This window comes from Shewanella oncorhynchi, from assembly GCF_012584455.1.
GTDB lineage: Bacteria > Pseudomonadota > Gammaproteobacteria > Enterobacterales > Shewanellaceae > Shewanella > Shewanella oncorhynchi.
This window is the reverse complement of record NZ_JABAEB010000002.1, coordinates 269,923-294,476: the sequence shown is the minus strand read 5'-3', so window position 1 is coordinate 294,476 and position 24,554 is coordinate 269,923. Positions and strand designations below refer to the sequence as shown.

General features: G+C 45.0%; 20 protein-coding genes. 15 read left to right on the top strand and 5 right to left on the bottom strand.

The window, feature by feature from the left end; genetic code table 11:
- The first annotated feature begins 191 nt into the window (after nt 1–191).
- The gene (locus tag HGO26_RS03520; RefSeq protein WP_028760728.1) at nt 192–629 is read left to right on the top strand and encodes a type II toxin-antitoxin system RatA family toxin; all 438 of its coding nucleotides are present in this window, start codon (nt 192–194) and stop codon (nt 627–629) included.
- Complete coding sequence (locus HGO26_RS03515) at nt 619–951, top strand: RnfH family protein (protein ID WP_106651167.1); 333 nt, start codon at nt 619–621, stop codon at nt 949–951. Before HGO26_RS03520 ends, HGO26_RS03515 begins: the two co-directional genes overlap by 11 nt.
- Before the next feature lie 97 nt (nt 952–1,048).
- Here the strand turns inward: HGO26_RS03515 and HGO26_RS03510 are convergent, their stop codons facing one another.
- Complete coding sequence (locus HGO26_RS03510; protein ID WP_247651454.1) at nt 1,049–1,540, bottom strand: outer membrane protein assembly factor BamE; 492 nt, start codon at nt 1,538–1,540, stop codon at nt 1,049–1,051.
- A gap of 428 nt (nt 1,541–1,968) precedes the next feature.
- Here HGO26_RS03510 and HGO26_RS03505 point away from each other — a divergent pair, with 428 nt between their 5' ends.
- From HGO26_RS03505 to HGO26_RS03490, 4 genes are all read left to right on the top strand, one after another.
- Nucleotides 1,969–2,760, top strand: a complete 792-nt coding sequence (locus HGO26_RS03505) for an SAM-dependent methyltransferase (RefSeq protein WP_168823363.1) — start codon at nt 1,969–1,971, stop codon at nt 2,758–2,760.
- 58 nt (nt 2,761–2,818) lie between these two features.
- Nucleotides 2,819–3,031 (top strand): hypothetical protein, encoded by a 213-nt coding sequence (locus tag HGO26_RS03500; RefSeq protein ID WP_168823362.1) that lies wholly within the window; start codon nt 2,819–2,821, stop codon nt 3,029–3,031.
- Nucleotides 3,032–3,094: 63 nt separating this feature from the next.
- A complete protein-coding gene (locus tag HGO26_RS03495; protein WP_168823584.1) occupies nt 3,095–4,828 on the top strand; it encodes a GGDEF domain-containing protein in 1,734 nt (577 codons plus the stop codon).
- A gap of 331 nt (nt 4,829–5,159) precedes the next feature.
- On the top strand, nt 5,160–6,929 hold the full coding sequence (locus HGO26_RS03490; RefSeq protein WP_168823360.1) for a monovalent cation:proton antiporter-2 (CPA2) family protein: 1,770 nt from the start codon (nt 5,160–5,162) through the stop codon (nt 6,927–6,929).
- Between the two features lie 92 nt (nt 6,930–7,021).
- Here HGO26_RS03490 and HGO26_RS03485 read toward each other — a convergent pair whose 3' ends face one another.
- On the bottom strand, nt 7,022–9,466 hold the full coding sequence (locus HGO26_RS03485; RefSeq protein ID WP_168823358.1) for a TonB-dependent receptor: 2,445 nt from the start codon (nt 9,464–9,466) through the stop codon (nt 7,022–7,024).
- A gap of 858 nt (nt 9,467–10,324) precedes the next feature.
- On the opposite strand from HGO26_RS03485, the gene aceB reads away from it, so the two are divergent.
- From aceB to HGO26_RS03470, 3 genes are all read left to right on the top strand, one after another.
- The gene (aceB, locus tag HGO26_RS03480) at nt 10,325–11,974 is read left to right on the top strand and encodes a malate synthase A (protein ID WP_105249792.1); all 1,650 of its coding nucleotides are present in this window, start codon (nt 10,325–10,327) and stop codon (nt 11,972–11,974) included.
- Nucleotides 11,975–12,114: 140 nt separating this feature from the next.
- Nucleotides 12,115–13,440 carry an isocitrate lyase gene (aceA, locus tag HGO26_RS03475; protein WP_028760720.1) on the top strand — a complete coding sequence of 442 codons (1,326 nt, stop codon included), beginning with the start codon at nt 12,115–12,117 and terminating at the stop codon, nt 13,438–13,440.
- Between the two features lie 534 nt (nt 13,441–13,974).
- Entirely contained in the window at nt 13,975–14,343 is a 369-nt protein-coding gene (locus HGO26_RS03470) for an acyl-CoA thioesterase (protein WP_006080843.1), read from the top strand.
- An 80-nt stretch (nt 14,344–14,423) separates the two neighbouring features.
- Here the strand turns inward: HGO26_RS03470 and HGO26_RS03465 are convergent, their stop codons facing one another.
- The 3 genes from HGO26_RS03465 to yiaY form a co-directional block, all read right to left on the bottom strand.
- Nucleotides 14,424–14,630, bottom strand: coding sequence for a hypothetical protein (locus tag HGO26_RS03465; RefSeq protein ID WP_028760719.1), 207 nt, complete (start codon nt 14,628–14,630; stop codon nt 14,424–14,426).
- A gap of 288 nt (nt 14,631–14,918) precedes the next feature.
- Nucleotides 14,919–15,284: a hypothetical protein gene (locus HGO26_RS03460; RefSeq protein WP_028760718.1), complete on the bottom strand. Its 366-nt coding sequence runs from the start codon at nt 15,282–15,284 to the stop codon at nt 14,919–14,921.
- An 850-nt stretch (nt 15,285–16,134) separates the two neighbouring features.
- Nucleotides 16,135–17,283 (bottom strand): L-threonine dehydrogenase, encoded by a 1,149-nt coding sequence (yiaY, locus tag HGO26_RS03455; protein WP_028760717.1) that lies wholly within the window; start codon nt 17,281–17,283, stop codon nt 16,135–16,137.
- Between the two features lie 601 nt (nt 17,284–17,884).
- On the opposite strand from yiaY, the gene betI reads away from it, so the two are divergent.
- The 6 genes from betI (at nt 17,885) to HGO26_RS03425 (ending at nt 24,506) form a co-directional block, all read left to right on the top strand.
- The gene (gene betI / locus HGO26_RS03450; protein ID WP_168823356.1) at nt 17,885–18,490 is read left to right on the top strand and encodes a transcriptional regulator BetI; all 606 of its coding nucleotides are present in this window, start codon (nt 17,885–17,887) and stop codon (nt 18,488–18,490) included.
- The gene (gene betB / locus HGO26_RS03445; protein ID WP_168823354.1) at nt 18,481–19,944 is read left to right on the top strand and encodes a betaine-aldehyde dehydrogenase; all 1,464 of its coding nucleotides are present in this window, start codon (nt 18,481–18,483) and stop codon (nt 19,942–19,944) included. Before betI ends, betB begins: the two co-directional genes overlap by 10 nt.
- Nucleotides 19,945–19,953: 9 nt before the next feature.
- Entirely contained in the window at nt 19,954–21,639 is a 1,686-nt protein-coding gene (gene betA, locus HGO26_RS03440; protein WP_168823352.1) for a choline dehydrogenase, read from the top strand.
- A gap of 351 nt (nt 21,640–21,990) precedes the next feature.
- Entirely contained in the window at nt 21,991–23,208 is a 1,218-nt protein-coding gene (locus HGO26_RS03435; RefSeq protein WP_168823343.1) for a BCCT family transporter, read from the top strand.
- Between the two features lie 14 nt (nt 23,209–23,222).
- Entirely contained in the window at nt 23,223–23,927 is a 705-nt protein-coding gene (locus HGO26_RS03430) for a TorF family putative porin (protein WP_168823341.1), read from the top strand.
- Between the two features lie 102 nt (nt 23,928–24,029).
- On the top strand, nt 24,030–24,506 hold the full coding sequence (locus HGO26_RS03425) for a MarR family winged helix-turn-helix transcriptional regulator (protein WP_006080852.1): 477 nt from the start codon (nt 24,030–24,032) through the stop codon (nt 24,504–24,506).
- Nucleotides 24,507–24,554: the final 48 nt, after the last annotated feature.

Below are 24,554 nucleotides of genomic sequence, written 5' to 3'. Positions count from 1 at the left end.
TGTTTTTTTGAACGTGATTAGGGTGTTAAGTATCAGCCTAAGTGCACAAGGGGTGCGTTTTTTACGTATCGTGATAAAATCCGTGCAAATTTTGATTGCTGGCCTAAGTTGTTTATTGCACGTGCGTTATTTTCGTGCGTTTGAGTTTGCTTAGGTCGCTGTGAATACGTTAGTGAAGAGTACTAAGTCCTATGCCGCAAATTTCTCGAAGTGTGTTAGTCCGTTTTAGTGCGATGCAAATGTATGACTTAGTGAATGATGTCGAGTCGTATAAGGAGTTTTTACCCGGTTGTGTGGGTGGCAAAGTCTTAGAATTTGATGGCAAGACTATGCTGGCATCTGTTGATGTGAGTAAAGCGGGGATCCGTAAGACATTTACGACTCGCAACCAAGTGGTTCCTGGTAAGAGTATTGATTTAACATTGGAAAATGGGCCCTTTAAGCATTTATTGGGGCAGTGGCGTTTTACTGAGCTGACTGAAGAGGCCTGCAAGGTAGAATTCGAGCTGAGTTTTGAGTTTTCAAGTTCGTTAGCCGATATGGCCTTTGGTAAAGTGTTTAATGATCTTATGGTATCAATGGTGACGGCATTTACGAGTCGCGCTAAGGTGATTTACAGTGACAAATGAGACAGATAAGTTTGTAGTTGATGTGGTTTACGCCTTGCCTACACAGCAAAAAGTGATTTCGGTGAATGTGAATCCCGGCACGTCAGCGATTGAGGTGGTGCGTTTAAGTAACATAGTGAGTTTTTTTCCTGAGATCGATTTAGAGACGGTTAAGCTCGGTGTGTTTAGTAATGTGGTTAAGCATGACCAAGTGATTTTACCGGGGCAAAGGGTTGAGATTTATCGTCCTTTGATTGCTGATCCTAAGGATGTGCGTCGTCGCCGAGCAGATAAAGCTAAAGATGAAGGCCGCGCGAATAAAGTGACGGGCGGACGAGCTTAAATCTTAAATACTGACATCATTGCTCAATAAAAAAGCGCCCTTGGGCGCTTTTTTTATATTTGATTAACTGAGAAGGGCATAAGCAAAGTTTAGGATATTACTTAATTGGTTTTTGAATTTGCGCTTCAGCTTGATTTTCTTTAACTAATGGCTTTTCATCGGCGCGCTGTGCTGGAATTTGTGGCACTAGCTCAGTTTTATTACCCGTAGGTAAACTGCTTTGCTCTAGCGGCGTACTAAATTCTTTGCTCAGTTCATAATCGCCTTTCACTGAGGTAAGTTTATCGCCCGTAAAGTGCAGTATGAGTTCTTTATGCGTGATGCTGGCATCACGTCCACTCTTGTAGTGATAAACATAGTACCAAGTATCGTCGGCAAAACTATCTCGTAATACCGGACGGCCGAGAATGTATTCGGCTTGTTCTTTGGTCATGTCAATGCGCAACTGTTCAACTTGTTGCGGTTCCATGTAGTTGCCCTGTGGAATGTCGGGCTTATAAATCAACCAATCGAACACGCTACAGGCACTGAGCGAAACAGAGAGCGCCACAGCGCCCAGTAGGGTAAGACTTTGCTTTTTATTGATCATTGTATGCGCTACTTCTGAAAATCTGGCGGCCATAATACCCAAGCATTCCCCCTCATGACAAGGGCAATCGGGCTTTGCAACCGTCATAGATCGAATTGTGTGACTTTTCGACCCAGTATGTTGGCTTTAGTTCTCAATCTTTAAGGATATTTATTAGCTGAAGTCATATGGGACTATGAGTATGATTTTCTGCGTCAGAGCCGTACAGATTTACTGTTGGCTGGATTGGGAAAAGAGTAAATGTGAGCGATTTCTTCTTTAAAGCCAAGCAATTAGTTAGTAAGTCAATAGACAGTATGTGTGGCGATAAACATAGTAATCTCGTTAAAATCAGATTAAAGTTACCGATATGTTTTTATTGTGTTCTTGTACTGTGGCTTTTTGTCGTGAGTTTGCAGTCTTCGAAATAAAATAGTGGGATAGATGCATTGGGTTCTTTAGTTTGTGTAGGTACGGGTTTACAACTGGCCGGACAGATCAGTGTGATGAGTCGTAGTTATATTGAGCACGCTGATGTCGTGTTTTCACTCTTGCCCGATGGTTTTTCGCAGCGTTGGATCCAGAACATTAATCCCAATGTCATCAATTTACAGCCGTTTTATGCACAAAATGGTGAAGTTAAAAATCGCCGAGAAACCTACGAACAAATGGTTAATTCTATATTGGAGGCCGTGAAGGCTGGAAAAAAAACCGTTTGTGCGCTCTATGGTCATCCTGGAGTCTTTGCCTGTGTTTCCCATATGGCGATTACGCGGGCGAGGGCTGAAGGGTTTTCAGCGAAGATGGAGCCGGGGATTTCTGCCGAGGCGTGTTTATGGGCTGATCTGGGTATTGACCCCGGCAGCTCTGGGCATCAAAGCTTTGAAGCTAGCCAGTTTATGTTTTTTAATCATGTGCCCGATCCGACAACCCATTTATTGTTATGGCAAATTGCGATTGCTGGTGAACATACCTTAACTCAGTTCCATACTACGAGTGACAGGCTGCAGATTTTGGTTGAACAACTGAATCAATGGTATCCGCGAGACCATCAAGTGGTGATCTACGAAGCTGCTAATCTGCCAGTTCAAGCCCCTAGAATTGAGCATTTGCCGTTGAGTAAGCTGCCCGAGGCAAACTTGTCTCCGATCAGTACCTTACTGATCCCGCCAGCAAAAAAACTCGAATACAACTATGCTATTTTAACTAAATTAGGCATTAGACCTGAAGATTTAGGCTAATTGTGAGTGCTGTACTTCTGAGCTGAATTCGGGAGTCACCATATAAATAAGGAAAGGTATGTCTGCATTATCCGATTTTTTTACCCAGTTAGGCCAAGATGCACTGCTGATGGAAGCGTATCAACAGGACCCTGAGGCGGTAATGCGCGCCCATGGGTTAACAGATGAAGAAATTAGCGCTGTAATGACAGGGGATATGACAAAACTAAAAGTTTTGAGTGGCGACCAAAATTATCAAACATTTATTTTAGTCAATCATGGTAATAATTAACTAATCTTGAAACGGTTACGTTGTGCCCTATTAGCCATTTTCGCCTTGTGTTCGACAGCTTTGATGGCTAACTCTCTCGATTTTGATCAGGCACTTAATGAGCTTGATGTATTACTGCAATCTGATCTTAGTGCTGCGCAGAAAAAGCTTGCCGAATATGAGAAAGAATTCAGTCGTTTAACTACAATACAACAAGGACGACTGAGGATAGATAGAGCTATAGGTTATTTTTTCATCGGTGAATATACTAAAGCGTTAGATGATCTTCACCAAGCCGAAACCTTAGTGACAAATACTGATTTATTAGCGTCAGTTTATAGTTACAAAGCCACTGTATATATAGGGATACGTGACTATGACAAAGCCTTGGCTGCAGTCGCTCAAGCATTAGCCCTAGTGGTGAATATTGATGATGTCACGATTAAACGGCACTCATATTTAAGAATTGCCAATATTTATTCCGAAATGGATGCTTATAGCGATATGGGCCTTTATGCCAATAAAGTGCTACAACTCGCAAAGGAAACCGATGTCCGCGATATTTGTCATGCTAAATTGTTGCGCGCTATTTATTTACTCGGCGTGAAAAATCCCGACGCCTTCGATGCCTTCGAAGATAGCCGTCAATACTGTGATGCGAAGCAATTCCCCCTTTTGGCGACTATGTCGATGAAAGGCAAAGCTATGGTTTTGCAGGAGCGGGGCGACTTTTTAGGCGCGAGAGCGATTCTGCTATTAGCTTTAAAAGGGTATGAAGCTTTTCAATTTCAGTTAGAAATTAGCCATGTACATGCACTACTTGCCGAGAATTACTTTGCCATGGGTGAGCAGGTTCAAGCGAAAAGTCACGCAGTTAAAGTGCTTTCATTTCCCGATGATAATAGCTACATCGAACATAAGCATATTGCATATAAGGTATTTGCCGAACTGATGGCGGCGGATAAACAATTTGAGCAAGCCTATGAATACACAAGAAAAGAACAATATTATAATCAATTGATTTTTGACCAATCTAGAATGAAAACTCTCGCTTATCAGGCGGCTAAGTTTAATGCCGATGAACAGGCGCGTGAAATCAACTTACTCAATAAAGAGCGTGAACTTTACATCGCTCAGCAAATGGTAAAAGAGCGGGAATACACCAATATGCTGATGTTTATCACTATTCTAGTGGGTGGGCTGTTCTTCCTTGGGATTTTGTTAGCCGTAGGTCAGATGCAGAAACGTAAGTTTATGCGTATGGCGAGAATGGATGCCTTAACAGGCATATTGAATCGTGGTGCAGGGCAAGAGTTGGGAGAAAACCTTTTTGTGCAAGCCACGGCTCGTAGCGGGGATTTCTGTGTCATTTTGTTCGATTTAGATTTCTTCAAACGCATCAACGATTCTTTTGGTCATGGAACTGGCGATTGGGCGCTTAAAAAGGTGGTTGACTCCCTTAAATCCCATATCCGAAATGGTGATGTTTTTGCTCGTATCGGCGGTGAGGAGTTTGCAATTTTATTACCCTATGCCGATGAAGAGAAAGGCATGGAAGTGGCGGAGCAGTGCCGAGCCCGTATCGAGGCCATTGATACCCAACATTCAGGGCATAAGTTCGTCATAACGGCGAGTTTTGGCGTGAGCGGTTTAATGGCTGATGATCTGAGTTTGGATCCATTATTTCACCGAGCCGACATGGCGCTCTATGCCGCTAAGGCCAATGGCCGCAACACCGTAGTACGCTATTCTGACATATTAAAATGTGACAAGCAGGCAACTGATTTACGGCGTCATATCGCATCGCCCTCTGTGTAATGTAAGTCGAGTGAGCATTTAGTCTCATCCAGAGTTGGCAAGCCCTTACTGGTTTTATCCTTCCTTAGTTTATTGCTCGTTTTTTATTTTGCAGCCACTCACTAAAATGCAATAACAGTCTAAGGTGTCTTTAAGCGCTCTTTTACTCTGCTTTGTTGCTCCAGTTGATTTCCCCCACGCTTAAGTGTTTTCCGTATCAAAAATTTCTTATTTTTAATGAATAGCCTTGACCTTGTTAATAAATAAATGGGATATCATAGCTGATAATTGCCTAGCTATTGCTGGGTCCTTACATAGAACAATGCGCATTCCTTTTTCCGTTGGAGCCTTCATGGAACAGTCGAGTTTACTCACGTCGGTGCTGCTATTTTTATTGGCGGCGGTTATTTTTGTTCCTTTGGGTAAACGTTTTGGCGCGGGCCCTATTCTTTCCTATTTGGCCGCAGGGATTATTTTAGGCCCAGGTGGTATGGCGTTGGTTTCTGATCCTGCAGCCGTGTTGCATTTTGCCGAGTTAGGTGTGGTTCTTATGCTGTTTGTACTTGGACTCGAATTGAATCCAAGTAAATTATGGGAACTTCGCAGTGCAATCTTTGGTTTAGGCAGTGGTCAGCTGTTGTTGTCATGGGCTGCGATTGGAGGTTTGGCTTGGGGCTTTGGCTTGTCTATTGAGGCGGCTTTAGTGGTTGGCGCCGCGCTATCTTTATCATCGACAGCCTTTGCCGTGCAGTTAATGAGTGAGCATAGGTTGCTTACAACCCCACTTGGACGTGATGCTTTTGGGGTCTTGTTAATGCAAGATCTTGCGGTTATCCCTATGTTGCTGCTGACAGCATATTTGGCGCCCAATTCTGCTCAGATTGAACATCATGCGGTGCCTTGGTACTGGACGTGTCTTGCGCTCGTTGGTTTTGTGTTAGTGGGGAAATATTTACTGCCTAAATTCCTTAAACTAGTGGCAAGCAGTGGGGTGCGTGAAGTGCTCACCGCTTTTGCATTATTGCTGGTCATGGGTAGCGCTGAGTTAATGGAGTGGTTGGGACTTTCTGCGGGCATGGGGGCATTTTTGGCGGGTATTATGCTCGCTAACTCAAGTTATCGGCACCAGCTCGAAACTGACATAGAACCTTTTAAAGGCTTATTGCTTGGGCTGTTTTTCATGGCTGTCGGTATGAGTATGGATTTGAAATTATTGATATCTGATCCGTTACTTATTCTGGGTATTTTAATGGCTATGTTGCTGATTAAAACCTTTGTGCTGATGGTGCTGGGGCGCATTCGGCATCACAAATGGCGACCGAGTATTGCATTGGGGTTGATCCTTGCAGAAGGCGGTGAATTTGCCTTTGTGCTGTTATCCCAGGCGCAGTTATCTGGCATTGTCGGCGATAAAATTGCGCAAGTGCTAGTGCTTGCTATTGGTTTGTCTATGGCAATAACGCCTCTATTGTTTACTTTGTTCCGAGCAACTAAAGCCAAAGTGGTGGATACTCGTCTGCCAGATACGATTAATGTCACCGAATCTGAAGTGGTGATTGCTGGATTTGGTCGAGTAGGCCAGATCACGGGGCGTATTTTGGCCTCATCAGGTATCCCTTTTGTCGCCTTGGATAAGGATGCGAGTCATGTGGATGTGATTCGCAAATATGGCGGTGAGGTCTATTTTGGTGATGCCAGACGCTTAGACATGTTGATGTCGGCGGGGATTGCTCGGTCTAGATTACTATTGCTTGCCGTGGATAGTGTTGAGGATTCCATTGAAATTGCTCAGCAAGTGAAAACGCATTTTCCCCATATCAACATAATCGCGCGGGCGAGGGACCGTAACCATGCTTATCGTTTGATGAGCCTTGGGGTGACGGATGTGTTTCGTGAGACCTTTGGTTCGGCGCTATCGGCCAGTGAGAAGATTCTCCAAGGTCTAGGTTTATCGCAGGTACAAGCCAACGAGCGGGTAAAAATATTTGCTGAACATGATAAGAAACTCGTGATTGCTAGCGCAGCCCATCAAAATGATTTAGCGACGTTAATCAATCTATCGAATAAGGGTAAGGCAGAGTTGGAATCCCTTATGCGTGGTGATAGGGAGAATGTGAGCTAATGTTGTCACTCTGATTTGGATATAAAAAGAGAGCATAAATGCTCTCTTTTTTATTGGTTTACAACATCAAATTTAACGCTGATGTTTAGGTGTTAAAAGCTATAGCTGTATTGCAGTTTGACGTTGCGTTCTTCACCCGGCATACCTCCGAGGAACATGGCTTTACTGTAATAGTCTTTATTGAAAAGGTTATTGATGTTCAGCTGGATTTTCCAAGAATCCGCGTTGTAGCTTACTGCCGAGTCAACGACGGTATAGCTAGGCACGTAACCGTCTGGAATACCAAATGAGCTTGAGTGCGTACTGCGATCATCGACAAATTTTGCACCAAGGCTCAGCTCGATTGGGCTTGATAATCTAAACCAATCCGCGCCATAGGTAACCCAAGCACTGGCGGTGACATAAGGCACACCTTTTTGACGGCTGTCGTAATTTGCGACGTCATTCGGGTTTTGCTTATCCCTTGCATCTTGGTACATGCCATTAAGGTTAACGCGCCATTGATCATTCAGGTGGGCATTGAGATCGAGTTCGACCCCCTGAGTATCTTCGCTGCCATCGTAAAAATACACGGGAATATTAGGGGTTAATATGCCATTGGTATAATCAGGGTTGTTATAGGCGACATTAGTACGCGAGCTTTTAAAGAATACCAGTGAGCCAAGTAATTGATCCTCAAATGCTTTAAAGCGCATGCCTAAATCATTACTAATCGATTCTGAATCATCTCGGTCGGTAGCATTATCTTTTACTGCATCAAGTACACTGTAAGCGGTTCGCCCTTTAGAATGGTTGATGAAAAATGATAAATCCTCAATCGGCATGTAGGTTAATCCTAGGTTATAGGTCATACCGTTATCTGTGGTATCAGCTTCTGGTGTCGCTTGGGATTGGCTAGTGCTATAGCGTGGATCAACACCAAAGTGCTCATAGGCTTGTTTAATTTCATTAAAGGCAACACCAATACGTGTGGTAAAGCCGTATGGCAGATAACTGACATGTTGTAAGCCTACGCCCCAAGCGCTGACTTTTTTGTCATAGTTAGCGGTTTTGAGTGGGTCATAGTCCTCGAATTTACCTGTGCCCCAATTAGGATTGCGGATGTCGTATATATAAGGCAGAGATCCTTGGTAAATGATTTTGCCATCTTTGTTTTTAAAGATTTGATCCGCATCGTAGATAGAATATTGTTGGAAACGAATATTACGATCTTCATAGTTGGCATTGAGTAGCAATTCATTGTCGACAGCGCCGAGCTGGAAATCATAACGTAGATCGGCAAAGTACTGCCACGAAGTCTCGTCGGCATCCACTTTACGGTATTCCTGACGTCTTGCAGCAAAAGGATAAAGTTCGCCGTTTTCAACTAATGGCGCGCGGGGATCAGTGTTGATCGGGTTTTTGCCTTGTTTCCAGTAGACGTAGTTATAAGCACCTGTTTGGCGGGCGAAGCCTGAAGTGTAGTCGCGATACTGTAATTGCTGATTAAGAAACAGATTATCGTTGAAGTAAATATTATGGGTTAGTTTAAATCTTAACTCTTCGCCTTCATTGTCCTTCGCCATGGGCGAAATCAGCCCTGCATCACCAAACGAATAGGGCCTTAAGCCATCAGCGCCTGACAACGAGGCCGCTAACTGCTGACGCTGTGCATCGGTCAGTTGTAGACCCTTACCACTTGGATCGTTGATCAAATCCTGCCAAGTGACCTCTCCCGCGCTCTTACCGCCGACTGAATCAGCATTGTAAATCCGAATCGGGTGGCCAATAGAGTCAACGGCGATAGCATCTTTGATGTAAGCACCTGAAAGCATTACATCTTGGCTATCACTTAACACCCATTTTAAGGCACCATAGATTTCGTCTCTGTCTGTACCTATATCGCGATAGCCATCACTGCGGCCGGATTTGGCCACTAAACGGTAGGCGACATCATCACTCAGGCCGCCCGTGCTATCCAGAGCAAGAGAGTAGGTATCCCATTGCCCAACTTCGGCGGTAAATTTGTTTTTTGACTCGAATTGCGGTTTTTTCTCAATTAAATTGATGACGCCGCCAGCACTCCCCATGCCATAGAGTCCAGTCGCTGGGCCTTTTAATACTTCTACGGATTCAACGTTGGTTAAAGAGCGCGTGGGGTTGAAGGTATTTCCTAGGCCAGCACCGCCATACATACCGTCATAGGTGTAATTTGCGCCTAAACCACGGATGACTATGTTGTCACCGATGCCATAGTTATTACCCGCTTGAGTCACACCACTGATGTTACGGATCAAGTCTTGCAGATTATCTGTACCTTGGGTTTCGATCAGTTCTTGGTCAACAATTACAACTGCAGCGGGTGTTTCCATGAGAGACATGTCGGATTTAGTCGCTAGCCCTGAATTTTTCACCACTGAGTTTTGTCTGCCATAAACCGTGATGCGCTCAACGTTGGCTTCAGTATTTGCTGATACCGAGTTAGCTTCGGCGGATGCAGTTTGCGATAAAACGGAAAGGCAGGCGAGTGCAGTTAGTGACAAACGAAATAATTTCATTAATGGTTCCCCCAAATAAATAGGTCGCGAATAGTAATGATTTGCATTTAAGTTGGCAACATATGTTTCAGATGTCGTGGTTGAAATGTGCAGTGCTGCGAATAAGTGTTACGAAAAGGCATGTATTTGAGGAAGTAAGATATGGGTTCTCGCAGGAGAAAAGCTTCATAAAAAGTCGCGTCTAAGTTCCATCCCGCTGTAATGTCAAATTTGTTTCATTTTTTTTATAAAAAAGTGATTTATTTTTGAGTTAACCATCACATCCCACCTTGTTGATCGGGAAACGCAACCTGGTACTTAGTTTGAATCGCACATGACACTTATTTCGTTTACGTAAACGTCAAAATGAAACGGTTGTTTTAATTTGTGGCAATGGCAACAGTCTTTATCATTATGATTTATATGAATTTATCTGACTTACCTCTAGGTTAGTTCAAAACATTGAGCATTTTCTACTTAGGTCTAATAGATTAAAAATGATGTAATAATAAGTTTACTGTTAGTTATTTAATTACGTAATTAATTACTTTGCGTATTGATTGGTAAAGTTGTCTGACAAGTTTCATTTAACTGCAATTGTCATATGTGATTAAAATGTTTAATTGCATGTTTATCAGTTATTTGTTGTTTATTTTTTGTTTGGTCAGACCAATTTTAGCATGGTTTTTACTTAGGTTAATGCATGTTTTTGTCAATCTTGGACTGTTGCAAATACAAACGTTTGTCGGTAAGTTTTAGTTCGAAACAAACATTTGATGGTTTTTTGGTGAGTTTATAAGCAGCGGTGATTGTGGATGCTACTGCTTTATATGTCAGCGCTAAGCCTGTGATAGTGGAGCCTCTTGGGAGGGCATCAAGATGACGGAACACACTTTGAGTGAACAGCAATTGAATTCGACACTGGGTAAAGCTACAGCAAACGCCACGCTTAATATTGTGGGTCGTGACATTCCAGGCCAAGAAGTCATATTTACCGAAGGGGCTGTCGCCTTACTCGAATCCCTTTGTCGTGAATTTGCCGACGAAGTACCTGCCTTACTCGCTAAACGTAAAGATAAACAAGCACGTATTGATAAAGGATCATTACCTGACTTTCTGCCTGAAACCCGAGCTATTCGTGATGGTGCATGGCAAATTCGCGGTATTCCCGATGACTTGCTTGACCGCCGCGTAGAAATCACAGGTCCCGTTGAACGTAAGATGGTGATTAACGCACTCAACGCCAATGCCAAAGTGTTTATGGCCGATTTCGAAGATTCTTTAGCACCAAGCTGGGAAAAAGTCGTCGAAGGCCAGATCAATCTACGTGATGCCGTGCGTGGTGATATTGAGTACACAGCACCGGACACGGGTAAGCACTATAAATTAGGACCAAATCCTGCAGTGCTTATTTGCCGCGTTCGTGGTCTGCACCTTAAAGAAAAACACGTGCAGTTTAATGGCAAAGCGATTCCTGGCTCACTGTTTGATTTCGCACTGTATTTCTACCACAACTATCGCCAACTTTTGGCCAAGGGCAGTGGTCCATATTTTTATATTCCTAAGTTAGAAAGTCATATTGAAGCGCGCTGGTGGGCAAAAGTGTTTGCTGTTGTTGAGGAAAGGTTTTGTCTGCAAGCGGGCACGATTAAATGTACTTGTTTGATTGAGACTTTGCCTGCCGTGTTTGAAATGGACGAAATTCTCTATGAACTACGTTCCAATATCGTCGCACTGAACTGTGGTCGTTGGGATTACATCTTCAGCTATATCAAAACATTAAAACGTCATAGCGACCGAGTCTTACCGGATCGCCAAGCCGTCACTATGGATACGCCTTTCTTAAGCGCTTATTCAAGACTCTTGATTAAGACCTGCCACAAACGCGGTGCCTTAGCGATGGGCGGCATGGCAGCCTTTATTCCTGCTAAAGATCCTGCTCAGAACGAAGCGGTATTGCAGCGGGTGCGTAAGGATAAAGAGCTTGAGGCGCGTAACGGTCACGATGGCACTTGGGTCGCGCACCCTGGCCTTGCCGACACCGCTATGGGGATTTTCAACGAATACATAGGCCAAGATCACTGTAATCAATTACATATTACCCGTGATGTAGACGCGCCAATTCTGGCTAGTGAGTTACTTAAAACCTGCGATGGTGAGCGCACTGAACAAGGGATGCGTCTGAACATTCGTATCGCCCTGCAGTATTTAGAGGCGTGGATCAGCGGCAACGGTTGTGTACCTATTTACGGCTTAATGGAAGATGCGGCTACGGCTGAGATTTCTAGAGCCTCAATTTGGCAATGGATCCAACACGGTAAGTCGCTGTCAAACGGCAAATTAGTGACCAAACAACTCTTTAAAGACATGTTGGTTGAAGAGCTGTCGAACGTGAAAAAAGAAGTGGGTAGCGACAGATTCACCCATGGCAAATTCACCCAAGCAGCGGTGTTGCTTGAAGACATTACCACCTCCGACGAGCTGGTCGATTTCTTAACCTTACCCGGTTACGAAATGCTGACAGCTTAGAATGAACTCATTTGCTTGAACCGTTTTAGGTAAACCAGATTTAGCTGTGGCGGGGCTACCGCCAACCAAACCATTTAGCAGAGTGAAACTGGGGGGCAGTTTCATGATAGCTACAACATCAAAGAGAAAGGAGCGACACTATGACTAAGGCAACGACTCAGACTTCACGTCAAGAACAGATTGATGCAATCAAGCGAGATTGGGCTGAAAACCCACGTTGGAAACACGTGCGTCGTCCTTATACCGCAGAAGAAGTGGTTGCACTTCGCGGTTCAATCGTGCCTGAGAATACTATCGCTAAGCGCGGTGCTGCTAAGTTATGGGAATTGGTTAACGGTGGCGCTAAAAAAGGCTATGTGAATTCACTGGGTGCGTTAACGGGTGGTCAAGCGGTACAACAGGCGAAAGCGGGTATCGAAGCGATTTACCTTTCAGGTTGGCAAGTGGCAGCCGATGCTAACTTAGCCGGCACTATGTACCCAGATCAATCTTTATATCCAGCTAACTCAGTGCCAGCTGTGGTGTCACGCATCAATAACTCATTCCGTCGCGCTGACCAAATTCAGTGGGGCAATGGCGTTAATCCAGAAGATGAAAAATTTGTTGATTACTTTCTGCCAATTATTGCTGACGCAGAAGCGGGCTTTGGCGGCGTATTAAATGCCTTCGAACTGATGAAGTCGATGATCGACGCGGGCGCTGCCGGTGTTCACTTTGAAGATCAGTTAGCTTCAGTGAAAAAATGTGGCCATATGGGTGGCAAAGTATTAGTGCCAACCCAAGAAGCGGTACAAAAGCTGGTTGCTGCACGTTTAGCAGCGGACGTGAGCGGTGTCGATACGCTGGTTATCGCCCGTACCGATGCTAACGCGGCCGATTTGTTAACTTCAGATTGCGACCCATACGATCGTGATTTTGTGACTGGCGAGCGTACCAATGAAGGTTTCTACCGTGTTAAAGCCGGTCTTGACCAAGCGATTTCTCGTGGTCTTGCTTATGCCCCTTATGCGGATTTGATTTGGTGTGAAACCGCTAAACCGGATCTTGAAGAAGCGCGTGTTTTTGCTGAAGCGATTCATGCTCAGTACCCAGATCAACTGCTTGCTTATAACTGTTCGCCTTCGTTCAACTGGAAGAAAAATCTGGATGACGCTACTATCGCGCGCTTCCAACAAGCATTGTCAGACATGGGCTACAAGTACCAGTTCATCACTTTAGCCGGCATCCACAACATGTGGTACAACATGTTCGACCTCGCTTACGACTATGCTCGTGGCGAAGGTATGAAGCATTATGTTGAAAAAGTTCAAGAAGTTGAGTTTGCAGCAGCGAAGAAAGGTTACACCTTCGTGGCGCATCAACAGGAAGTGGGCACAGGTTATTTCGACCAAGTGACTACGGTTATTCAAGGTGGCCATTCTTCAGTGACTGCACTGACTGGGTCTACCGAAGAAGAACAGTTTTAAGCAGTAGAAGCGCTTAGGATGATCCATTGTGATTGTGGATTAATCCTTAGCACGCCTTATGCTGATGTATCTGGTGAGGCGTGGTTAAAAACTCGAAATAGAGGTCAAGAGCGGACTGTGATGAGTTACCGAGCTTGCAGCTTAAATCTCGAGTTGAGTATGAAAGAGTGTTACCCGTAAGCCTGTGTTTAGCTGCTTTGCAGCTGTTGTCCCCGTACAGTTCGCCTACATGTGCTGCGCGGGTTTTTAAGTCAAACCTTGTGACTTAACTTCCTACCCTGTAAGTTTTTGCTTGCCTTAGCTTGGCGACTCTATGAGTCGCTATTTTTTTGCTTATTGGTTCACTATTGCGCTGATTAATATGGTGCAACTCTGATACGACTTGGTGCAATAATCGGATTATTTTACAGCAACTTATTGCTATCTCATTGTTATTTAATAGCTATCAAATGTGGCCTGAATAATGCTCTGAATATTACGGGAAGTTACAGTGCATTAAAGCTGATTATTGGCATTCACATTGAGGTCACCGCCATGAAATATTACAGTCGCCGTTTAGTTAAACCTGAACATTTAAATCCAGCAAATACCCTGTTTGGCGGTCAGTTGCTCAGTTGGATAGATGAGGAGGCCGCTATTTTTGCTGCCTGCCAGATGAAGAGCACCAGTCATGTGACTAAGCTGATTTCTGAAATCAACTTTATGACGCCAGCGCATCAAGGAGATGTGATTGAGTTTGGTCTGGAGCTCGTTAGTCTCGGCCACAGTTCGATTACCGTGAGCTGTCAAGTACGCAATAAGATGACGCAGGCGCCAGTGGTGAGTATAGATAAGATGGTGTTTGTGCATGTGAATGCCCAAGGATTGCCCGTGCCCCATGGTATTCGGGCGAATGCGGCTTAAGGGGCGTAGCGCTTAAAATGCGTGATGCTTAAATGTATAAGATGCTTAAAATGAGCAGTGACGCCTAGGCGTCACTGTCATTAGTCTTTGGTTAAATCTTCTTTTACCGATTTGACCGCATCGCGTGAAGCATGACCTATGGCTTTTGTCGTGTCTCGAGTCGCGTGGCCTATCTCAGTGGTGACTTCTTTAGTCGTTGTGCCGATGGCACGGCCTGCGTCCTTTAAATCCGCACAGGCGGATGTAGCGAGTAATAAAGGAATAATAATGAGCGTCGCTTTATTCATTGTGATGCTAATCCTCAATTTAAGTTCGTAACTCAATTTACTGGGCCTTGCCATTTTTACTGTGCTAAATGACATTCGGGACAATATAACAGATCTTGAGCTGAATCACGCTATGGCGACATTATCTGCTGAGTCGCCGTTGCAATGTTTCTGTTCGAGTATCAACCGAGTGAGCGAAACTAAGAGCATTAAATGACGTCGTGGGTTGAGTTATCGAACTCGACAAATAAAAACGCCAGTGGCGTTTTGCGCACTGGCGTCTAAGGTCGCTAAATAATACTGCAAAGATTATTCGAGTTTGGCTAAGCGTTGTTGATAGTCTTCAATCAGGTGCTGCATGATTTCTTCTGGCGCCGCATCGTCACAGCAATCGTCTAAAAAGATTTTAAAGGTGACTAAGGCATGGCCGTCATTTTTGAGTCTGTCACTCTGCATTGAGAAGTAAGCATCTTCATTTTCGGCTTTACGAACCACAAACTTATTCGTTTCGAAGGTTTTTTCCCCAGAAAGCTCGTGCCATTTAGTGATGCGATTTAACGCGATCTCACAGGACTGGTTCATTTCAATATGATTTAACCAAGTAACGGGATGTTCAGGATCTTTGTAATGTGGACATCTAACTGTGTAGTTATATACATGGGTGATTGCAGTCATAGCGTACCTACCTGTTCGAGGATATTGTTGCCATCATAGGCATCGTTTTTGAATTCGGTCAATCATTAATTAAGTCTATATAGCCTTGATGTTTTTTGACGGAGAAGGATAGTTACTGCATGAAAATTAACCATTTACTTAATCTGTCATGTCTCTATTTAGCATGAGTTTTATGCCAATAACTTTGTGCTAGATCTCAGTTTTGGGTGAAGTTTCGCTTTTGCTGAATTACTGATTAATAAAGCAACAACTTGGTCGTCAGTAAGTCTTATTGATAAAAAGAGCGAACAGCGGAGTAAATAGGTTAATTAAACTTTGATGGGAGCTATATGAGTAAGTGGCAGCATAAGTTGTCGCAGAGGAAATGCAGAAGGTAGAATGGACAGAGGCCCATTCGTTAGAACGGGCCTCTCAGCTGGCTTCATCTTTTGCAGGGAAAAAGCGAACTGGGGCCATCTTATCGGATCTGTAACAGTCTGTAACCCACAGAGATCACGTTTTTTATATCATTTTGCTATGAATATTTTAGGTTCAGATCCTTTCTTCTTGAATATGCTGATTTGTGAGTGTTTTGTCAGTGCAAAGGTGCATAGACACTGAGTTTTATGTTGGTTTTTGTTACTCAATTTTTAAGATAGTAACTTACCTCACCATCTTGTTGATACAGGTGTAAAAAAGGCCCCAATAGTGCAGCAATAATCTGTGCACTATTGGAGCCTAAAACGAATTCATTGGAGGATGAAGTCGTGTTTACGCACTAGCAGGACAATAAGTCGTTATCCAGCAAGTTAGCGCACGATTACAGTGCGATAACTTGCGATTGGTAAGGTATGGCGATTACTGCGCACAATTACAGCGCATTAGTGAAGATCTGACAGATCTCCGCATGGGTCGCTTGTTTTGGATTGGTGAATCCACAGGCATCTTTTAACGCGTTATCCGCAAGTGTTGGAATATCTTCCGCTTTCACGCCTAACAAGGTCAGGTTTTCTGGGATCTTAACCGCAACAGACAGTTTTTTGATTGCCGCTATCGCCGCACTAGCACCTTGCTCATCTGTCATCGCAGACACATCGACACCCATAGCCTTGGCAATGTCTTTTAAGCGAGCAGGGACGACCTGGGCGTTGTATTCCTGCACATGTGGCAGCAGCAGAGCGTTACACACGCCGTGGGGCAGATCGTAGAAACCGCCTAATTGGTGCGCCATCGCATGCACATAACCTAAGCTGGCATTGTTAAACGCCATACCTGCTAAGAACTGGGCGTAGGCCATTTGTTCACGGGCGTTGATGTCTTGACCGTTTTCAACTGCGTTGACTAAGTTAGCTTGAATCAATTCCATAGCCTTGATCGCACAGGCGTCGGTGATTGGGTTCGCTGCAATAGACACATAGGCTTCAACCGCGTGAGTCAGTGCATCCATACCTGTTGCGGCAGTTAGGCTCGCAGGCTTTTTCAGCATTAACTCAGGGTCGTTGACCGACAGCAAAGGCGTGGTGTGTTTATCGACAATCGCCATTTTAATGTGGCGGGCTTCGTCGGTAATGATACAGAAGCGCGTCATTTCACTGGCAGTACCTGCCGTCGTATTAATGGCCACTAACGGCAACTGTGGTTTCGCGGATTGATCTAACCCTTCGTAGTCTTTGATGCTGCCACCGTTGGTGGCAACAAGGGCGATACCTTTGGCGCAATCATGGGGTGAGCCGCCGCCGAGTGAAATCACAAAGTCACACTTGTTGGCTTTTAACAGGGCTAAACCCGCTTCGACGTTCGTCACGGTTGGGTTAGGTTGTACACCATCATAGATGGTGGAGGTAATACCATTTTGACCGAGTTTTTCGGCCACTTCACCCACTAAGCCAATCTTGACTAAGGGTTTATCTGTCACTATGAGTGCGTGTTTAAAGCCTAAGGTTTTGATGTCACCGATAGCATCATCCACTGCGCCTTGGCCTAATACGTTGACAGAAGGAATAAAAAATTTAGCAGCCATAAAATCCACCTATTTGCTTGTAAAGATTAAGTTGTGTTCTTTTCTGGTGATCAAGCTACCAATTCGGAGGTAGTGAAAGTGTGAGCTTGATCGAGTTCGGCGCTTATCTGAGGGTAATTTCCCACTAAAGTTGGAACTGGGTAACTAAATTTCGGACTTTTATGACGGGTATTAGTGTTGGCGTACGATATGGTTTTTTTAGCGTTGTTAGCGCCCCTGGTGATGCATCATTTCTGTGCATTTTTCGTTTACTTTTTATCCCACTTTCTTATCCAGAGTTTGACGGCTCAATTGTTAAATCTAACAGAGGTTAAACCTCATTAATACTCTCATTTGTAGCATCAACTCCAATTAATTAGTTTGATATCTAATATTAATTTATGCGTGCTGCTGTGGTTGTGGTAGGGCCGTAAGTCAAAGAAATCTATACATTTAACTTGTTTTTACACATTAATTCTTTTTTACATAACTAACTTGTGAGCTTTGTCACTGTGCTATTTTAGGTTGATAGTTACATCACTAATCATTATCATGATTGTTAATTGAACGTTCAATTAACGTCGTTCAGAGTATTGAGAGAGTGGTTATTCCTTGAGTATTTATGCCTAAAGCCGCAATGAAATTGATACGCAGACAGCAGCTTATCGATGCGACATTAGCATCGGTTGCCTTGCATGGATTGCAGCACACGACCATCAACAGCATTAGTCAGTTGGCGGGGATGTCGTCGGGGATCATCAGTCATTATTTCAGTGGTAAGCAGGGCTTAATCCAAGCGACGCTGCGCCACTTGCTTGAGCAGTTAAAGCAAGCGTTGCTCAATCGAATCCAAGGACAAGTGTTGGCGCCAATAGAGCGCTTAATGATGATAGTTGAAGCGAATTTTACCGAGTTACAGCGCTCGCGAAATGTCACTCACACTTGGTTGAGTTTTTGGGCACAGGCCGTCCACGATCCCCAGTTAGCCCGTTTGCAGAATATCAATAGTCGCCGCTTATACAGCAACTTACATTTTTCCTTTCGGCACGTGTTGCCCAAAGAGTTTGCCCTGATGGCTGCTAAGCAAACGGCGGCGATGATCGATGGATTCTGGTTACGCAGCGCCTTAAGTGAAACCCCTGAGCAGGATTTTGTTCAGGCCGAAAAATTATGCAAAACCTTTATCCACAATGTGATAAAGCAGCATGGAGTCAAAACATGTCAGTAGAAGTACAGTACAACTTTATTGCGGGTCAGCTGCTCGCTAACGACAGCGGCGAAACCTTCGACGTCGTCAATCCTGCTACTGGGCAATTGGCGTATCGAGTGCAAGTGGCCGATGAAAAAATTCAGCAAGCGGCCATCGAGAGCGCCAAAAAAGGCTTTGCGATTTGGTCTGCCATGAGCGCCACTGAACGCAGTCGCATTCTGTTAAAGGCGGTCGCATTATTGCGTGCTCGTAATGATGAACTCGCGGCAATCGAAGTGCGCGACACAGGTAAACCTTGGCAAGAAGCCTCAGTGGTTGATGTGGTCACAGGCGCAGATGCTATCGAGTTTTTCGCCCATATTGCCCCTGGGCTTGAAGGCGCGCAGCAGCAAGTCGGTGGGGATTTTTATTACACCCGCCGTGAGCCTTTAGGCATTTGTGCTGGCATTGGCGCGTGGAATTACCCATTACAAATCGCCTGTTGGAAGGCCGCACCTGCCTTAGCTAGCGGCAATGTGATGATTTTTAAACCTTCGGAAGAAACGCCGCTTGGCGCACTGAAATTAGCGCAACTCTTAAGTGAGGCGGGTCTGCCCGATGGCGTATTTAATGTCGTCATGGGTGACGGCAAGGTCGGCGCTTGGTTAACGGGACATCCGGATATTGCCAAAGTGTCCTTCACGGGTGAAGTCGGTACCGGTAAAAAAGTCATGGCCGCGGCGGCAAGTTCATTAAAAGACGTCACTATGGAACTCGGTGGTAAATCACCGCTTATCGTGTTTGATGATGCTGATATCGACAATGCGGTTTCAGGTGCCATGCTCGGTAACTTCTATACCCAAGGTGAAGTCTGTACCAATGGGACGCGGGTGTTTGTCCATGAGTCGGTTTATCCACGCTTTATCGAAAAACTGCTTATGCGTACTCAAACCAATATTGTGGTGGGCGATCCTATGGCGCCAGAGACTAACTTTGGCGCTTTGATCTCCAAAGATCACCAGCAAAAAGTACTCGATTATATTCAGCAAGGTATCGATGACGGCGCAACTCTGCTCACCGGTGGCACAGCATTAACACCTGAAAATGCTCCCAATGGTTACTTTGTTGCCCCGACGATTTTCACCCATTGCACCGACGAGATGCGCATCTGTAAAGAGGAAATATTTGGCCCTGTAATGTCCGTGCTTACCTTTAAAGATGAAGCCGAAGTGATTGCTCGGGCAAACAATACCGCCATGGGCCTAGCCGCTGGGGTGTTTACCCAAGATATCAGCCGTGCCCATAGGGTCATTCATCAGTTACAGGCGGGTATTTGCTGGATCAATGCTTATGGCGCCTCGCCAGCCGAAATGCCTGTGGGTGGCTATAAGTTGTCGGGTATTGGCCGTGAAAACGGTAGCGAGACACTCAAGCATTACACCCAAGTTAAAGCCGTTTATGTGGGTCTGCAGCCCTTAGAAAGCCCATTTTAAGGAGGCATTTTGACTCAGTCATTAGAGCAAAAATATTATAACTACATCATAGTTGGTGCAGGATCTGCGGGTTGTGTGCTCGCCAATCGCTTGTCAAAGGATTCTAAAAACGAAGTGCTGTTATTAGAAACCGGAGGCAGTGATAAGAGTATCTTTATTCAAATGCCGACGGCGTTATCCATTCCGATGAACAGCCCTAAATATGCTTGGCAGTTTGAGACGCAGCCTGAGCCGTATTTAGATAATCGCAAGATGCATTGTCCTCGGGGCAAGGTGCTTGGCGGTTCATCGTCGATCAATGGCATGGTGTATGTCCGTGGTCATGCCAGGGACTTTGATGAGTGGCAGGCGCAAGGGGCGACCGATTGGGATTATAGCCACTGCTTACCGTACTTTAAGAAGGCGGAAACCTGGGCCTTTGGTGGTGATGAGTATCGCGGTGAGTCTGGGCCGTTAGGCGTGAATAACGGCAATCAAATGCAAAACCCCTTGTACCAAGCCTTTATGGATGCGGGCATTGCGGCGGGGTATTTATCGACCGCCGATTATAATGCGGCGCAGCAAGAAGGTTTTGGCCCTATGCATATGACGGTCAAAAAAGGCGTACGCTGGTCAACCGCCAATGCCTATTTACGCCCAGCGATGGCTAGACGTAACCTCACGGTTGTGACCCATGCCTTAGTGCATAAAGTGTTATTGGAAGGCCAAATGGCCGTTGGCGTTCGCATTGAACATAAAGGTAAAGTTGAAGATATTCGTTGTAACAAAGACGTGATTTTAGCTGCAGGTTCAATAGGTTCGCCGCATTTGTTGCAATTGTCGGGCATTGGCGATCCCCAAATATTGGCTGATGCTGGGGTCGAGTTACAACATGAGTTACCCGGTGTTGGTCAGAATTTACAGGATCATTTAGAGTTTTATTTCCAATTCAAATGCCTTAAACCGATTTCACTCAATGGCAAGCTAGATCCTTTCAGCAAGTTCTTAATCGGTGCCCGTTGGATCTTAGATAAGTCTGGCCTAGGGGCCACGAATCACTTTGAATCCTGTGGTTTTATTCGCTCAAAAGCGGGTCTGGAGTGGCCAGATTTGCAGTACCACTTTTTACCTGCGGCTATGCGTTACGATGGCAAAGAAGCCTTTGCGGGTCATGGGTTTCAGGTGCATGTGGGCCATAACAAGCCTAAAAGTCGTGGTGCCGTGACCTTAGTGTCGGCAGATCCAAAAGTGCCGCCCAGAATTCAGTTCAATTACCTACAGCATCCCGATGATATTGAAGGCTTTCGGGCCTGCGTGCGCTTAACTCGTGAGATCATCAATCAAGCGCCATTCGATGAGTATCGCGGTGAGGAAATTCAACCCGGCATACAAGTGCAAACCGATGCGCAAATCGATGCCTTTGTGCGTCAATCGGTTGAGAGTGCTTACCATCCTTCTTGTTCGTGCAAGATGGGCATGGATGCGATGGCGGTGGTGGATCCCGAAACCCGCGTGCATGGATTGCAGAATTTACGGGTGGTGGATTCTTCTATTTTCCCGACTATCCCGAACGGCAATTTGAACGCGCCGACCATAATGTTGGCTGAGCGCGCCGCGGATCTGATCTTAGACGCTGAGATGTTAGCGCCAGCAGATTCCGCCGTTGTGGTTGCCGACGCTTGGCAAACCACACAAAGAAGTACTGCGACAAGTTAACGCCATAAGTTAACAACACGCCTGCTCAGTCCGTCTTATCGACGGACTGGCGGCTTCTCTCTTCAGAGTGACTCATTAATTGATGACTCAAAAGGGTCATGATTCATTTTATCTAAAGGGTCGGTCAGCCCGCAGTGAGTGTGCAAATGACCGCTTTCACGACTGATCATCTATCAGGGTTTAACTATCGCGGAGTGTTTTTAAGTAGCGATATTTAAGGCTTGAGGGCAGAACGTTGCCTTTAAAAATGGTTCAGTTTTTATTATTAAATAAAAACATGGAGTTACATTTTATGGGTTTATATCCAGATGCCGACTTACACCCTGTATCGACTGGGACTGAGTGCTCATTATGACTTGGTTATTATCCGCAGGGATACTGTTCACTTTTACCGCGATTGCGTTTGTGATTTATCGCTGGGGCAATATTCGCTGTATCGGCGTGACGCCTGTGCGTACTTTTACCTTTATCGCGATTCTGTTTACCTCAGGACTTGATGTCGGCTTGATCATGTTTCCGCTCATCGAGTTTGCGGGTTACGCCAATGTGGCGGCGAGTCCTGAATACGGCTTTAGTAATCCGCTGGCGATTGAGTTTGGCTTCTGGGCCTTCTTGATTTGGAGCTTCTACTTTTTAACCTGTTTTTATTTTTGTGTCATTGAGCCTAGGGTGAGATTCTTCGATATTCCTTGGGTCAAGTTCATCAATAATGTGGTGATTATTGGCACCTGTGCCTTTACCGCCTATTTGTTATTAAGCAATTTGCCTTGGTATTTACCCGAATTAGGCGATGGCGAAACCATAGTCAGTAGCTTTTATCTCATCGTATTTATGGTGATCGCCGCGGCAGTGTATTCCAGCACTAGCATACGTTATGTGCGTATCTTGAGTCTGGCGAGCACTTGGTTGTTTTTATGCCTGATTGCCATGATGTGGGCCAGTGCATTTTTATCGGCTGACTCGAGTGTGGGCGAGTTCTTTACGACCTTTGCCATGCTGGGTGACTACTTCGGCAATATTCAACATTTTGTGTTACCCATTAATGACTACCATGAGTTTTATCTGTTCTGGTGGTTTGCATGGAGCATTATGATAGGCCAATTTACCTCGCGCTTTGTCGGTGGCATGAAAACCTATCAAGTGCTGTTGGCCATGATGGTGTTTCCGTCTATCCCCATCGCGATTTGGTTCACTGTACTTTATTACTACAGCGCCAATGGCTTAGATACCTCGGGCTTCTATAATCTGGCGATGGTGATTGTGGGAATTACCTTTGTAATCAATTCACTCGACTCACTGGTGCGCCTGTATACCGACAATCTTAATCTGACCATTGAACGCTTAGGCAAGCTTAAATATGTCAGTTTTAACTTAGTCTTACTCTGCAGTCTGACATTACTGTTTCAATTAGACTTTCTTCAAATTCAATGGGTTGGTGCAATCGCACTGGGCCTGATCTTTAGCTGTTTTGGTTACATCATGATGACGCAATTGCAAACTGTTCGTGCCATTGAGCGCTCGCCAAAAGAGAACAAAATCGACTTTACTAAAATTGAGCTAGCTAACTAATGGAAAAATTAATAATGAAATCAAAATGTTTTTATCTTGTCGCCGGCGGATTGTTATTGATGTCGACTGTGGCGAATGCCGGATTATCGGCCACTGTGACGGCGACGTCGGATTACACTTTTAACGGTGTCAGCCAAACGGACAACGGCCCAGCGCTGCAAGGCAATTTGGATTACGGTTTTGATTCGGGATGGTACGTGGGCGGCTTTACCTCGAACGTCGACTTTGGGGGCAGCGATGACACTTGGTTGGAGCTCGATGCCTATGCGGGTAAGTTTTATCAGCTCAATGAGCAACTGAGTTTCGATGTCGGACTGGCTTATTATACTTACCACGGCGAGTCGTTTTCCGATGAGTACAACTATCCTGAGCTGTATAGCAAGTTAGGATATGATAGTTCACTGGGTCACTCTGAGGCTAAGTTGACCTATACATGGGATTACTTTGGTTTGGGTGGTGAGCATTACACTATGTTGCTTGGCCATACTGTCAGTGTCGCTGAAGGACATGATATTCGCTTTAGTGTCGATCGCTCGACATCACTTGATGAGGATAAATGGTCATGGGATGGTGGCAAATCTTTTAATCATTTCCGTATCGCCTATCTGACCAGTTGGAGTGGCTTTGATTTCAGTCTTGCCGCTGAAGATACTAGCATGAACTTAGATACCAGCGACGAGCGTCTAGTGTTGTCGGTATCGCGTCAATTCATGTTGTAATCTAAGGGACTTTTACCATAAAAGTGCCTCCTCTTGGTGAGTTCAGTCGCGCTTTCTGGTAAGGTGCACTCGTTGCTTAGAATGGGGAGAATGAAAAGAACGATGGAAAAGTACGAACAACTGCTCATTTCGCTGCGCCGAGTGATACGCGCTATCGACATTCATTCTCGCCAGCTGAACAAACACTCAGGTTTAACTGGGCCGCAATTGATGGTGATGCAGAAAATCGCCCAATTGGATGCGCCATTGGCTAAAACCGTGGCGGAAGAAATTACGCTGAGCCCTGCGACGGTGACGACCATTATCGATCGACTCGAGGGCCGTGGTTTAGTGATCCGTCTGCGCAGTGAGACTGACAAACGTAAGGTGCATTTATACCTTAGTGATGCGGGCCGAGCGCTGTTACAGGACTCACCTAAACCGCTACAGGATCATTTTATTAAGCGTTATCAGAATCTTGAAGAATGGGAGCAGAGCCAATTGCTCTCAGCCGTTGAGCGTATTGCGACTATGATGGACGCCGATAAAATTGATGCGGCGCCTATGCTCTTGGTGGGGAAGATCCAAGGGGATGAGTAATCGTTTAGCTCATGCTTTAAATTGATTAGACGTTAAAATCGATTAGAT